The following is a 12,965-nucleotide window of genomic DNA, read 5'->3' on the forward strand; positions in this document are numbered from 1 at the left end:
CCGCCGTTACCCACACCTGGTCACGAGACGGATATCTCCACCCCGTTCTCACCATCACCACTCCGGCGCTGACCATGTCTTTCACCATGCCCACCCCCCGTCGCGGACAGTTACGCAAAGTCTAATCCCGACCGGCCCTCGGCGCGACGATGTATATCGCGTGGGGACCGGTTCCTCGTCTCCCCCAATGCCCCCGGTCACCCCCAATCCAATGGGATAGAAGCCCCAAATTTCGATATTTCTCTCTAATAAGCAATAAGGGGGATAAAGCTCTCATTGCTTCCCGTGCACCCGAGGAGGCTCCTCCCGTACGCGGGCGAACGGCCCGCGAATTCGAAAACGCGAGAGGAGCCGGCGCCGCACGGAGGATGAGGGCCACCGGGCCACAGGCGAGCCGATCGCCTGGAAGTGGCCCCGGCGGGCCCAATGGACAAGCGCTTGCTAGGGAAATAACCTGCCCTTCGTGGGCGGGCGAGCGGGCGCGGGGCCCGCCCCCGCGCCGCGACGGGCCACCCGCCCGGAGCGCCGGACGATCAGACGGGAGAGCCGTTGAGCCACTCGATCGGGGTCGACGTCGGAGGGACGTTCACGGACGTGGTGCTCCGCGGGCCGGATGGTGGGATCAGCGTCGCCAAGTGCCTGAGCACCCATGACGACCCGGCCGACGGCATCGTCACGGGCATCACCACCGCGCTCGGTCACAGGGACCCCTCCCTGGTGACCAGGATCGTGCACGCGACCACGCTGGCCACCAACGCCGTGCTCGAACGCAGAGGCGTCCGCGTCGCCTATGTCACGACCAGGGGTTTCCGCTCGGCGATCCCACTGGGCCGCTACGCGCGGGTCGAGGAGGACCGCTACGACCTCCGCTTCGATCCTCCCGCGCCGCCGGTCGCCGCCGGTGACTGCTTCGAGGTGCCCGAGCGGGTGAACGACCGGGGCGAGGTGCTCGAACCGCTCGACGAGGCGGCCGTGGCCCGCGTCGGCGAGGAGATCGCGCGGCGGGGTGTCACCACGGCCGCCGTCTGCCTGCTGCACTCGTACGCGAATCCCGCGCACGAACGGCGGGTCGCCGAGATCCTCCGGCGCGTCGTGCCGACCGTGGTGATCTCTTCGGAGGTCTGGCCGGAACTGCGCGAGTACGAGCGAGCGACCACCACGATCATGTCCGCGTACGTCGGGCCCGTCATGGCGGGATACCTGCGGCGGCTGACCGCCCGGCTGGCCGGCATCGGAATCACCGCGCCGGTGCACGTCATGGACTCGGCCGGCGGCGTGATGTCCGCCGAGCTGGCGGCCCGGCGGGCGGTGGCCACCATCGAGTCCGGGCCCGCGGCCGGGGTGCTGGCCGCCGCCGCGTCCGGCCATCCTGACGTCATCTCCTTCGACATGGGCGGGACCACCGCCAAGACCTGCGTGATAAGGAACGGCGAGCCGGAGATCACCCACGAGTTCCACGTGGGCGGCAAGGGCAGCTTCGGCGGGCGCAGGGCCGGGACCGGGGTGCCGGTCAAGACCCCGGCCATCGACCTGGCGGAGGTGGGGGCCGGAGGGGGCAGCATCGCGTGGGTGGACCCGGCCGGCACCCTGCGGGCCGGTCCGCGCTCGGCCGGTTCGGAACCCGGGCCGGCCTGCTACGGCCTGGGCGGCGACGAGCCGACGGTGACGGACGCCAACCTGGTACTCGGTTACCTCGACGCCGCCTCGTTCGCCGCCGGGACGATGTCGCTCTCCCTCGACCTCGCGGAGAAGGCGGTCGACCGCCGCCTGGCCGGTCCGCTCGGGGTCTCCCGCGCCGAGGCGGCGCACGCCGTCCACGAGATCGCCAACGCCTCGATGGGGTCGGCGGTCCACGTGGTGACGGTGCAGCGGGGCATCGATCCCCGGGGGTTCGTCATGGTCGCCTTCGGCGGCGCGGGCCCGATGCACGCGGCCAGGGTCGCCTCCCGTTTCGGCATCTCCACGGTGGTCGTCCCCGCGCACTGCGGGGTCGGCTCCGCGGCCGGCCTGCTGGCCGGCGACCTGTCCACCGACCGCGTCCTGTCCGCCCCGGGTGCCGACCCGGTGCGGGTCTTCGCCATCCTGGCCGAGGCCGCCGCCGCCGACCTGAACGTGACCCTCGGCTCCCCCGGCGTCTCGGTCACCCGCTCGGCCGACGTCCGCTTCACCGGACAGGCCCACGACCTGACCGTGCGGTGGAGCGACTCCCCCGCCGAGCTGGCCGACCGCTTCTTCGCGAGATACCGGCAGGTGTACGGCATCGAGCAGCGGGGCCCCATCGAGGTCGTCAGCTACCGCGTCCGTGTCACCCAGAGCGCCCGGCACTCCCCTGTCGGCACCGCGCCCGGAGCCCGGGAACCCGGTGGCCCCCCGAAGCGCCCGCGGGCTCACGGCGCCGCCGATGCCTCCGACGCCGCCGAGGTGCGGCGGGCCGCGTACTTCCCCGAGCTCGGCGGGTACATACAGGTGCCGGTGCTCACCAGGGCGACCCTGGGCGAGAGGGCCGGACCGGCGATCGTCGAGGACGCCGAGGCGACGATCGTGGTGCCGCCGGGCTGGACGGCCAGGCTCGCGGACGACATGGCGGTAATCCTCACCGAGGGCGGAGCAGCATGACGCCGGAACCCTGGACGGCGCACCGGCGGCCCGCACGAGGGTTCCTCACGGAGGTCTTCACGGGGGTCTTCACGGGGGTCTTCACGAGGGGGCGAGTCGGTTGACGGCGGAGACGCTGACCGCGGAGGTGCTGCGGAACGCGCTGGTGGTGGCGGCCGAGGAGGCGAGCATCGTGGTGGTGCGCTCGGCCTACTCGACGTTCATCGTCGAGGGGTCCGACGCCTCGGCGGCGATCCTCGACGCGAGTGGGCGCCTGGTCGCGCAGTCGATGGCGACCACGCTCATGAACAGCATGGCGCTGAAGGTCGCGCTGCCCGAACTACTGAAGGACATCCCGGCTCCCGGGATGCGGCCCGGTGACGTGTTCGTGCTCAACGACGCTTACCGGGGCGGGGTGCACACCAACGACCTGCTCGTCTACCGGCCGGTCTTCGTGGCCGGCGAGCCCGCCTACTTCACCGCGACGATGATCCACGTCTCGGACCTCGGCGGCCTGTCCGCGGGCGGCATGGCCCCGCTCGCCACCGACATCTTCCTTGAGGGCCTGCAACTCCCCCCGGTCCTGCTGGCCACCGCGCACGGCGTGGAACCGGCGATCGAGGCGATCCTGCGGGCCAACAGCCGCACCCCCGACAAGGTCATGGGTGATGTGCGCGCGCTCGTCGCGGGCACCGCGGTCGCCGCGGCCAGGATCGAGGCGCTGGTCGGCGAGTACGGCCCGGCCGGGCTCGCCCGGGGGATCGACGACTATCTCGACCACACCGAGACGCTGACCCGCGCGGCCCTTCTCGCCCTGCCCGCCGGGCGCTACGAGGCCTCCTACCCGATCGACGACGACGGCATCGACCTCACCGCCTCGCACACCGTCAGGGTCGCGGTCACCCTGGCCCCCGGCTCGGGAGCCGTGCTCGACTTCGACGGCACCGACCCCCAGGTCCCCGCGGCGATCAACTCCTCCTCGTCACAGTCGCTGGCCGCCGCCGTGTTCGCGATGCGCTGCTTCCTGGACCCGTCCATCGCGATGAACGACGGCTGCCTACGGGCGATCGAGGTGCGGCTGCCACCCGGATCGCTGCTCAACGCCCGCCCGCCCTATCCGTGCGGTGGCCGGTTCGTGCCCATCTACGCGGCGATGGAGGCCGTCTTCCAGGCGCTGTCGGACGCGATGCCCGAACGCGCCATCGCGGCGAGCGGCATCCTGCAGCCCTTCTCCATCGCGGCCGTCGGGGCGCCGTACTGGATCCACCTGTCGTACGACTTCGGCGGGGTCGGCGCCCGGCAGGGCAAGGACGGCCCGGACGCGACCGGCGTGCACTTCGGCATCGGCCGCAACTCGGTACCCCAGGTCGAGCCGGTCGAGACCCGCTGCCCGCTCGTCGTGGAGTCGGTGGAGATCGTCCCCGACTCCGGCGGTCCCGGCAGGTACCGAGGCGGCCTCGGCTCCCGCACGGTGATCCGCTTTCTGGCCGACGCCCACGTCACCACCCGGGGCGACCGGCTGCGCAACGCCCCGCCCGGACGCTCCGGCGGCCTGCCCGGCCGGCTCGGTGGCTTCCACCTGCGGCGCGCGGACGGCTCGCTGGAACGCCTCGACTCCAAGGTGAACAACGTCCGGTTCGGCGCGGGCGAGGCGTTCGTGATCGAGACGACCGGCGGCGGCGGCATCGGCTCCCCCGGCGATCGTCCCGTCGAGGAGGTCCTCGCCGACCTCGACACCGGCCGTGTCACCCCGCACGGCGCCCTCGCCGACTACGGCGTCACCCTCCACCCCGACGGCAGGGCTACCCGCGTGGCCGGGTGAGCACGGCAGGGTCGAAGGAGACCTCGAACGGCGCGAGCAGGTTCGCGACCTCTCCCGCCTCGTGCCTGTCGGCGGGTTTGTACTCGTCACCGGCGAGTTCGTGGACGTGGACGGACGGGCCTTCGGACAGCTCGATCCGCCAGTAGGCGGGAATGCCCGCCGCGGCGTAGGCGGCTCTCTTGAGGTGACGGTCGCGCGCCTGGGTGCTCGGGCTGACCATCTCGACGGCGAGGAGGATGTCGCGTGGCGCGAACATCAGCTGCGTCTCGTCGACGGCCTTCGTCGGTACCACGACGAGGTCGGGGATGAAGAAGTCGCGGTCGCTCGCCCGGAGGTTGACATCCGGCAGTGGCTCGAACTCAGGTGGTGCGACGCCTTCGAGAATTACGAGAAGTCGAGCGATCGCACGCTGATGCAGGGGGACAGGAGAGGGACTCACCAACAGGCTCCCGTTGAAGAGCTCATAGCGGTTCCCGTCATTGGGAAACGTGAGCAGGTCGTCGACAGTGAACGGCGGCTCTCCTTGGAGAACCGTCTGCCTGGCCGCCGGCTCCTTCGTTGCCATCGTGGTCACCTGCTCAGTATCGGGAGTCTCGCCCTCGCCCACATGCTACTTCCCGCGATTCCCCTACCTTAAGTAGTCAACACATCACGGTTTGCCCACTGCTGGGCGCCCTGGCGGACGGCGGTGTGGACAGCGCGGGCGACGCGGGCGCCCCAGGTGGAGCGGGGGCCGCCGAAGAGTTCCTCCGGGCCGTGCTCGGGGACCGCCACGCAGACGGCGTCGGAGGCGGTCCCGGTACCGGGGAAACCGACCTCCAGCAGGGCCTGGGTCTTGGCCTCGGTCACCGTCATGACCGCGTTGACCAGGGCGGCGTCGCTCATCGCGACCGGTACGGCGACGACGATGTTGATCGTTCCCGGCAGGTACATGGGCGCCAGTTCGGGGTCCGGGACGCCCTCGGGGGCGGCGGCCCAGGTGGGGACGCGCAGGCCGACGGTCGCCATGACCTCCACTCCCCCGTCGGCGGCCCGGGTGAAGTGGTCGACGGAGGCGGCGGTGAGCATGCCGACCCCGGGGCCCGGCGGGGCGAGTTCCAGCAGGTGGTCCACCGGGTCCATCCGCGAGTATCCGCCGACCACCTGCGCGTTGAGCGCCCAGACGGCCGGGCCGATGCCGCCGCCGACCATGGCCGAGGAGATCGCCCGCCACCCGGGGCCGAACTCCCAGAGCAGCGAGGCCAGCCGGGCGCCGTCCTCCTCGCGGTGACTCAGCCCCAGGGAGACCTCGCGCGAACCGCCTCGGACATCCGGCTGGATCTCGGACCCGCCCGGTGGGCCTCCGGACGAGCCTCGCGGCCGCCCGGGAAGGCTCGGATGAGTCTCGGACCCGATCAAGGGCGCTCCAGGTGGACCTCGGGCCTGCCGCCGGGGCCGGTGGCGACGCGGACGCGGGCCTCGAAGTGCTCGCCGATCAGCTCTCCGGTCAGCACCTCGGCCGGGATGCCGGAGGCGGCCACCCGGCCGCCCGAGAGCAACATCATCGAGTCAGCGTACTGGCCGGCCAGGCTCAAATCATGCAATGTCGTGACAACGGTTAGTCCGTCGGCCAGCCGGAGCCGGTCCACGAGCTCCAGCACCTGCTGCTGGTGTCCCAGGTCGAGGGCGGTGGTGGGCTCGTCGAGCAGGAGCACCGGGGCCTGCTGGGTCAGCGCCCTGGCGAGCACCACGCGCTGGCGCTCGCCTCCGGACAGATGGCCGAGCCGCCGGGTGGCGAAGGACGACAGGTCCAGCCGCTCCAGCACCGACGCGGTCACCTCCCGGTCGCGGCGGCCCTCGCGCCCCAGATAGGGGATGTACGGGGTACGCCCGAGCAGGGCGTAGTCGAACACCGTCATGTCGACCGGCAGCGCCGGGGACTGCGGGGCGTAGGCCAGCAGCCTGGCCCGGTCCCTGGGCCGCAGCCGTCTGACCGGCACGTCGTCGACGAGCACCTCGCCCGCACAGGGCAGCACCCCGGCCAGCGCGCGCAGCAGCGTGGACTTGCCCGCGCCGTTGGCGCCGATGACGGCCAGCCAGCCGCCGCCCCCGACGTCGAGCCCGATGCCGGACAGCACGGTCCGCCGGTCCAGTACCACCGACAGGTCACTCACCGCGAGGCGGCTCACCGGATCTCCCCTCCGCACGGCGTACGGGCCACGGTCGCATGCTCCCGGTACGGATGGGTCTGGATGCTCATGTCTCCACCCGGCGGGTCATGCGCAGTACGGCCACGAAGAACGGCGCGCCGAAGAAGGCGGTCACCACCCCGATGGGCAGCTCGGCGGGGGCGAGCACGGTCCTGGCGATGAGGTCGGCGAGGACCAGGAAGGCGGCCCCGCCGATCAGCGAGATCGGCAGCACGACCCGGTACGAGGAACCGGTCAGGCGGCGGACCACGTGCGGCACGACGATGCCGACGAAGCCGATCAGCCCGCTGACCGCGACGGCCGCCGCGGTGGCCAGGGAGGCGGCGAACAGCACGACGAGGCGGACCCTGGCGGCGTTCAGACCGAGGGTCACCGCCTCGTCGTCACCGACCGAGAGCACGTCGAGCAGCCTGCCGTGCAGCAGCATGACCGTCACCGAGACGATCGCGTACGGGGCCACCAGCGTGACCTGACCCCAGCCGCCGCCGACGTTGCCGAGGATCCAGGCGTAGATGCGCTGGAGCTCCTCCACCCTGAGCTGCTGCAGGAACGTCTGGATGGCGGTGAGGAAGGAGGTGACCGCCACGCCCGCGAGGACCAGCGTGGCGGTGCCGCCGCCCCGGCCCGCCGCGTTGCCCAGCGCGTAGGCGAGCAGGACGCCGCCGACGGCGCCGACGAAGGCCGCGGCGGGGATGCCGATCGCCTCGCCGTCACCCTTGCTGAAAACGATCGCCGCCGTGGTCGTCAGACCGGCGCCCGCCGCGGCTCCCAGCAGGTAGGGGTCGGCCAGCGGGTTGCGGAAGACCCCCTGGTAGCCGGCTCCCGCGACGGCCAGCAGGCCGCCGACGATCGCGGCGAGCAGGACTCTGGGCAGCCGTATCTCGGTCAGCAGGCTCAGCTCGACCGGGGCCAGCCCGGAGTCGGCCGAGACGAACGGCAACCAGTCGAGCAGTTGGATCAGGACGCTGCGCGGCGCGATGTCCGCGGCACCGACCAGCAGCCCGGCGAGCATGCTCGCCAGCAGCAGGGCCACGGCCGCGGCCGTCACCGCCGGACTGAGCCGGGCCGCCTGCCCGGCCGTGCCGCCGCCGGGGACGCCGGAGGAGCGGGGGAGATCTGTCAACTAGCTGGCCGCGGCCTTCTGAACGGCCTCGCCGACCTGCTTGGCGAGGTCCACGACGCGCGGCCCCCAGCGGGAGGCGACGTCGTCGTCGAGGAGGATGACCTGGTCGTTCTTGATGGCCGACAGCTTGGACCAGCCCGGACGCTTGGCGAGGGTGTCCTTCGACTGGCCGCAGCACTTGGTGTCGGCCAGGAAGACGAGGTCGGGGTCGGCCTGCGCGACGAACTCGGCGGAGAGCTTGGGGTAGCCACCCGCCGCGTCGGGGGCCTTGTCGGCGATGTTGGTCAGGCCGAACAGCCCGTAGATCTGGCCGATGAAGGTGGTGGAGGTCACCGCATAGGGGGTGACGTCCAGCTCGTGGTAGTAGGTGAGCTTCGCGTCCTTCGGTGCGGCGGCGACGAGCTCGTCGATCTGCTTCCTCATCTGCGTGGCGATTTCGGTGGCCCGCTCGCCGTTGCCGGTGGCGGCACCGAGGTCGGTGATCTGGTCGTAGGTCTCGTCGAGTTTCGTGGCGGCGGGCTCCAGCAGCACCGGTACGCCGACCTTGCCCAGCGCGGCCACGATGCCGTCGAGGTCGTTGGAGAGCACGACCAGGTCCGGCTTCTGGGCGATGATCGCCTCAACGTTCGGCTTGAAACCGGACAGCTCGCTCTTCGGCGCTTCCGCGGGGTGGTTGGACTGGTCGTCCACCGCGATGACCTGTGCTCCCGCGCCGATCGCGAACAGACTCTCGGTGGCGGCGGGCGAGAGCGAGACGATCCGCTCGGGCCTGCTCTCGATGGTGACGGAGCCGTTGCCCGCCTCGACGGTGACGGGGAAGCCCGCCGCCGAGGGGGTGGCGGCGCTCGCGGAGGCGGTGGAGGGCGAGGTCGCGGGGGCTGTCTGGCCGCATCCGGCGAGGGTCAGCGTGACGAGCAGGGCGCCGGCGAGGGCGCTGCGTACGGGCCTCAAGGGAGGTCCTTTCAGGTACCGGAACCGAGGGACCCAGGCAAGGACGGGTCACCCTTTTCCACGAGGGTCGGCGTCGACGACGCGGCGGAGGCGACCTGGCTCGACCCACGAGGGGCCATGACAGTTGCGGGACAGCGCCGGGCTCACACCGGACTTCGCTCACACCACGCGTTGGACGAACGCTATCAACTCCCCCGAACAGCCTCTATGCCGAGGCTCCGGACGGACCGCTCTGCGGCTCTCCGGAGGGGCCGTCCTTCGGAAGGACCGCTCTCCACCCCTTCGGGCACATCGCCGCCGACAGGGCGCGCTCCGGCCCGCTTCGAAAGAGCCGCTCTCCAGAGGCCGCGCGCGTACGGAGCCGTCCGTCCGGCGGGCCGTCGTTCAGCGGGGCCGCCTCTCAGTCGAGCTGCTCCTCGGCGGCGGCGATGATCTCCTGCAGGCGCAGGCCGTGCGCGGCGTCCAGGGGGTGGCCGCCACCGCGCCGCACGGTCCGCTCGAACTCCATGAGCATGAGGGAGAAGACGTCGGAGCCCAGCCGGGTGTCGTCCATGCTCTCCCGGCCGAGGCGGCCGTAGATCTCGACGTCGGAGGGCGGGCTCTCACCCGGCACGCTCATGCACAGCGACACCTCGCTGACCGCGCCGGTCTCGTGCTCCAGCAGCAGGCCGACCCAGCCCAGCGGGTTGCCGTGGGCGCGGACCCCGACGACCCTGCCGAGCGCGGCGTCCAACATGTCGATCATGTGCGGGCCGACGTCGAGGATCGCGCCGCGCTCCAGTCGCCAGGAGGTGGCGAAGGCTCCGCCGAGCATCGCCCCCGAGATGTTGGCCGCCCGGCCGCCGAACGGCTCGATGGCCGTGACCCTGGCCAGGAAGGCCCGGGTGGCGGGCGAGTAACGCCAGGTGAGGACCATCTGTGAGGCCACGCCCGCCTTGGCGACCGCCTCGGCCAGCCGCCGTGCGCCGTTCAGATCGGCGGCGAGCGGTTTCTCCAGCAGCAGTGCCTTGCCCGCCTTGGCGGCGAGCACGCCGAGCTCCGCCTGGACGGCGGGCGGCACCGAGAACGCGACCGCCTCGCAGTTGTCGAAGAGTTCCTCGATCCGCTCGAAGACCGGAGCGCCGAACCTGGCCGCTGCCTCGGGGCGACGGGCCCACACGCCCGCCAGACGTGTGTTCGGACCAGCCGCCAGCATCGGCGCGTGCACCATCTCGGCCCACGGTCCGGCACCTACCAGACCCACAGATAACGTCACGGATCCAGTTTCGCACGCTCCCAGGCCCTGATCGCGTGCTCCGGACGGTGCGCCGTCGTCCCGCTGTCGACCACGATCGTCTGGCCGGTCACGCACCGCGCCTCGTCCGAGGCGAGGAACGCGACCAGCGCCGCCACGTCGTCCGGCTCCGCCGCCCAGGGCAGCAGGCGTTCGGCGGCCTTCTCCGCCAGCCGCCGCGGGGACATCGCCCCGCGCGCCGCGTCGGTCATGACGAGGCCGGGGGCGACCGCGTTGCAACGGATGCCGCGCGAGCCGTACATGGTGGCGACGTAGCGGGTGAATCCGGTCAGGGCCGCCTTGGACGCCCCGTAGGCCGCGTGGTCGGCGTCGCCCACCAGCCCGGACACCGACGAGGTCAGCACGATCGCGCCGCCGTCGCGCATCGCGGGGACCGCGTGCTTGACCATGAGCATCGCCCCTCGCAGGTTGACGGCCATGGTGCGGTCCCAGATCTCCACGTCCAGGTCGAGCAGGTCCTGGTCGCGGCCGTAGACGTCGCGGTCCAGGCAGGCGGCGTTGGAGTGCAGCACGTCCAGCTCGCCGAACGAACCGGTCAGCTGCGCCACGGCCGCCTTCACCTCCGCCTCGTCCGACACGTCGCAGTGGAGCGCGCACGCCGTACCGCCACAGGCCCTGATCCCCGAGGCCACCGAGCGCGCGCCCGCGGCCCACAGGTCGGCGACCCCGACGCAGGCGCCCTCGGCGGCCAGCCGGCGCGCGGTCGCCGCGCCGATTCCCGAGGCGGCACCGGTGACCAGCGCCACCCTGCCGTCGAAGCGCGTCACCATTCCACGTTCAGCGCGGTCAGGCCCCGCCCGACCAGCGACGTGCGGTAGGTGACGGGCGGTCCGCCGGATGCCAGGCGGAGCCCGGGGAGGCGGCGGCCCAGCACCTTCAGCGCGGTACGGAGCTGCAGGCGGCCGAGCGCGGCCCCCACGCAGAAATGGATGCCGTAGCCGAGCGTCATGTGCGCGTCGGCGTTGCCGCGGTCGATCCGGAACTCGTCCGGCTCGTCGAAGACGCGCTCGTCGTGGGCGGCGGAGTCGGTGGAGAGCAGGCAGAGCGAGCCCTTCGGGATGGTCACGCCGTGCATCTCCACATCGACGGTCGCATACCGGAAGGAACCGAGGCTGGCGCCGTCGATACGCATGCACTCCTCCACCGCGTTCTGCACCAGTTCGGGCGGCACCGGCCAGATCTCCTCGCGCAGCAGCCTGAACACGCTGTTGCCAAGCTGGTTGGGTACCGTGTCGTTGCCGCCGAGCAGGATCGTGGAGATCAGCTCGACGACCTCGCGGTGCGACAGCTCGGTGCCGATCAGCGAGGTCATCAGCGAGACGAAGTCGTCGCGCGGCTCGGCGGCGCGGGAGGCGACCAGCCTGTCGACGTAGTCGAGGTAGGTCAGGAAGCTCGTCGCCAGCACCAGCTGGCGCTCGGGCGGCTGCGGCGACAGGAAGAGCTGGAACCAGTCCTTCACGTGCTCCTTGACGAAGGCCTCGTCCTCCTCGGGGACGCCGATGAAGCGGGCGGTGAGCTTGGCCGAGGGCACGTGCGCGATCTCCGCGACCAGGTCTCCCCCGCCGCTTGGGATCACCCGGTCGAGCAACGCCTCGTTCAGGTCGCGGAAGCGCTGTTCCAACGCGGCGACGGCACGCGGGGTGAAGGCACGCGAGACCGAACGGCGCAGCCGGGTGTGGGCGGGCGGGTCGACGTTGGCCACGAAGCTGGACAGGAACGAGCCGTGCTCGCCCAGCATCCGCCTGGTCTCGTCGGCGAGGCTGCGGGAGATCGTCAGCGAGCCCTCGGAGGAGAAGCGCCCGGGGTCGCCGTAGGCGGCGCGCACGTCCTCGTGCCGGCTGATGACGTAGGCGCCCAGGTGCTCGCTGTGGAACACCGGGCGCTCGTCGCGGAGCCTGCGCAGGAAGTCGTAGGGCGCGGCGACGTGCCAGGCCGCGCTGACGTCGAAGTCCTCAGCGGTGATCATGACCTGCCTCTCGGTACGGCTCGCGCCGGGCGAGGATCTGGCGGGGGTTGGCGATGAGCATCAGGTCGATCTGCTCGGAGGTGACGCCCCGCCTGCGGAGCTCGGGCAGTACGTCCCTGGAGATGTGCAGCAGGTGGTAGTTGGGGTGACGTCGCCGTACGACGTCGGCGTCGAAGCGGTCGTTGAAGCAGTAGGAGTCGTGGGAGAGGACCATCCGGTCCGCGTGGCCGCGCGCGGCGAGTTCGGCGACGATCGCCACCCGGTTCTCGAACGAGCTGATCGTCTCGATGCCGAACCTGTCCATGCCCAGGTAGGAGCCGTTCGCGATGAGTTCTTCCAGGTAGGTGATGTCCGTCGCGTCTCCGGCGTGCCCGATGACGACCCTGGAGAGGTCCACACCCAGCCGGGCCAGCAGCTTCTGCTGCTCCAGGCCGCCGCCCGAGGCGCTGTGCGAGTGGGTGGAGATCGGCACCCCGGTCTCCAGGTGCGCCTCGGCGACCGCGCGGAAGACCCGCTCGCAGTTGGCGGTCATGCCGGGGTGGTCGGTGGCGCACTTGAGGACGCCGGCCCTCACGCCGGTACGGCCGATCCCCTCGGTGATGTCCCTGACGAAGAACTCGGCCAGCCGGTCGGCGCCGCCGAACAGCGAGCCCGGCCCGCGGTTGCCGAAGTAGGGCGGCAGCGCGTCGTAGGTGTAGAGGCCGGTGGCGACCACGATGTTGACCTCGGTCAGCTCGGCCACCCGCTGCACCGCGGGCACGTAGCGGCCCAGGCCGACCACGGTCAGGTCGACCACGGTGTCGATGCCGTGCCGTTTCAGGTCGTTCAGCTTGGCCGCGGCCTCGTGGGCGCGCGCTTCGAGGTCCCAGCCCTCGGGGATGTCCGGCCAGTTCCACAGGATCTCCGGGCTGAGCCCGAAGATGTGCTCGTGCATGAGCGTCGCGCCCGGGTCCCCGATGGGGCCGGTGATCGTCTCGATGCTCGGCGCGGGGTTGTCACTCATGTCCGGTCACCACTCCTCGCTC

At 71.6% G+C, this 12,965-nt stretch carries 11 protein-coding genes; 2 read left to right on the plus strand and 9 right to left on the minus strand.

Translation table 11 applies throughout. The features are described 5' to 3' along the window. Positions 1-549: 549 nt before the first annotated feature. Together IG98_RS0133055 and IG98_RS0133060 are read left to right on the plus strand one after the other, a co-directional pair. A complete protein-coding gene (locus IG98_RS0133055; protein WP_030921331.1) occupies positions 550-2,616 on the plus strand; it encodes a hydantoinase/oxoprolinase family protein in 2,067 nt (688 codons plus the stop codon). A gap of 100 nt (positions 2,617-2,716) precedes the next feature. Continuing rightward, entirely contained in the window at positions 2,717-4,417 is a 1,701-nt protein-coding gene (locus IG98_RS0133060) for a hydantoinase B/oxoprolinase family protein (RefSeq protein ID WP_037971852.1), read from the plus strand. On the opposite strand, the gene IG98_RS0133065 is transcribed toward IG98_RS0133060, so the two are convergent. The 9 genes from IG98_RS0133065 to IG98_RS0133105 all read right to left on the minus strand — a co-directional run bounded on the left by IG98_RS0133065 (position 4,398) and on the right by IG98_RS0133105 (position 12,943). After that, positions 4,398-4,982 carry a Uma2 family endonuclease gene (locus tag IG98_RS0133065; RefSeq protein WP_157594655.1) on the minus strand — a complete coding sequence of 195 codons (585 nt, stop codon included), beginning with the start codon at positions 4,980-4,982 and terminating at the stop codon, positions 4,398-4,400. The two genes, IG98_RS0133060 and IG98_RS0133065, sit on opposite strands and share 20 nt — an antisense overlap. A 68-nt stretch (positions 4,983-5,050) precedes the next feature. After that, positions 5,051-5,737, minus strand: coding sequence for an adenosylcobinamide amidohydrolase (locus tag IG98_RS0133070; protein ID WP_425428139.1), 687 nt, complete (start codon positions 5,735-5,737; stop codon positions 5,051-5,053). A 74-nt stretch (positions 5,738-5,811) separates the two neighbouring features. Next, positions 5,812-6,585 carry an ABC transporter ATP-binding protein gene (locus IG98_RS0133075; protein ID WP_030921342.1) on the minus strand — a complete coding sequence of 258 codons (774 nt, stop codon included), beginning with the start codon at positions 6,583-6,585 and terminating at the stop codon, positions 5,812-5,814. Between the two features lie 67 nt (positions 6,586-6,652). Further along, positions 6,653-7,654, minus strand: coding sequence for a FecCD family ABC transporter permease (locus IG98_RS0133080; RefSeq protein WP_030921344.1), 1,002 nt, complete (start codon positions 7,652-7,654; stop codon positions 6,653-6,655). 75 nt (positions 7,655-7,729) lie between these two features. Next, complete coding sequence (locus tag IG98_RS0133085) at positions 7,730-8,680, minus strand: ABC transporter substrate-binding protein (protein WP_030921346.1); 951 nt, start codon at positions 8,678-8,680, stop codon at positions 7,730-7,732. Positions 8,681-9,080: 400 nt separating this feature from the next. Further along, complete coding sequence (locus IG98_RS0133090) at positions 9,081-9,935, minus strand: Gfo/Idh/MocA family protein (RefSeq protein WP_030921348.1); 855 nt, start codon at positions 9,933-9,935, stop codon at positions 9,081-9,083. Further along, positions 9,932-10,744 (minus strand): SDR family NAD(P)-dependent oxidoreductase, encoded by an 813-nt coding sequence (locus IG98_RS0133095; protein ID WP_051753268.1) that lies wholly within the window; start codon positions 10,742-10,744, stop codon positions 9,932-9,934. Before IG98_RS0133095 ends, IG98_RS0133090 begins: the two co-directional genes overlap by 4 nt. Then, the gene (locus IG98_RS0133100) at positions 10,738-11,940 is read right to left on the minus strand and encodes a cytochrome P450 (RefSeq protein ID WP_030921353.1); all 1,203 of its coding nucleotides are present in this window, start codon (positions 11,938-11,940) and stop codon (positions 10,738-10,740) included. Before IG98_RS0133100 ends, IG98_RS0133095 begins: the two co-directional genes overlap by 7 nt. Further along, entirely contained in the window at positions 11,927-12,943 is a 1,017-nt protein-coding gene (locus tag IG98_RS0133105) for a phosphotriesterase family protein (RefSeq protein ID WP_030921355.1), read from the minus strand. The genes IG98_RS0133100 and IG98_RS0133105 overlap by 14 nt, the downstream gene beginning before the upstream one ends. Between the last annotated feature and the right edge of the window lie 22 nt (positions 12,944-12,965).

The sequence above is a fragment of the Streptosporangium amethystogenes genome (genome assembly GCF_000721075.1).
GTDB lineage: Bacteria > Actinomycetota > Actinomycetes > Streptosporangiales > Streptosporangiaceae > Streptosporangium > Streptosporangium amethystogenes.

Bases quoted from the DNA above. Each gene is read 5' to 3' on its own strand.
- IG98_RS0133065 (WP_157594655.1), bottom strand. From the start codon at position 4,982: ATGGCAACGAAGGAGCCGGCGGCCAGGCAGACGGTTCTCCAAGGAGAG.
- IG98_RS0133100 (WP_030921353.1), bottom strand. From the start codon at position 11,940: ATGATCACCGCTGAGGACTTCGACGTCAGCGCGGCCTGGCACGTCGCC.
- IG98_RS0133105 (WP_030921355.1), bottom strand. From the start codon at position 12,943: ATGAGTGACAACCCCGCGCCGAGCATCGAGACGATCACCGGCCCCATC.
- IG98_RS0133095 (WP_051753268.1), bottom strand. From the start codon at position 10,744: ATGGTGACGCGCTTCGACGGCAGGGTGGCGCTGGTCACCGGTGCCGCC.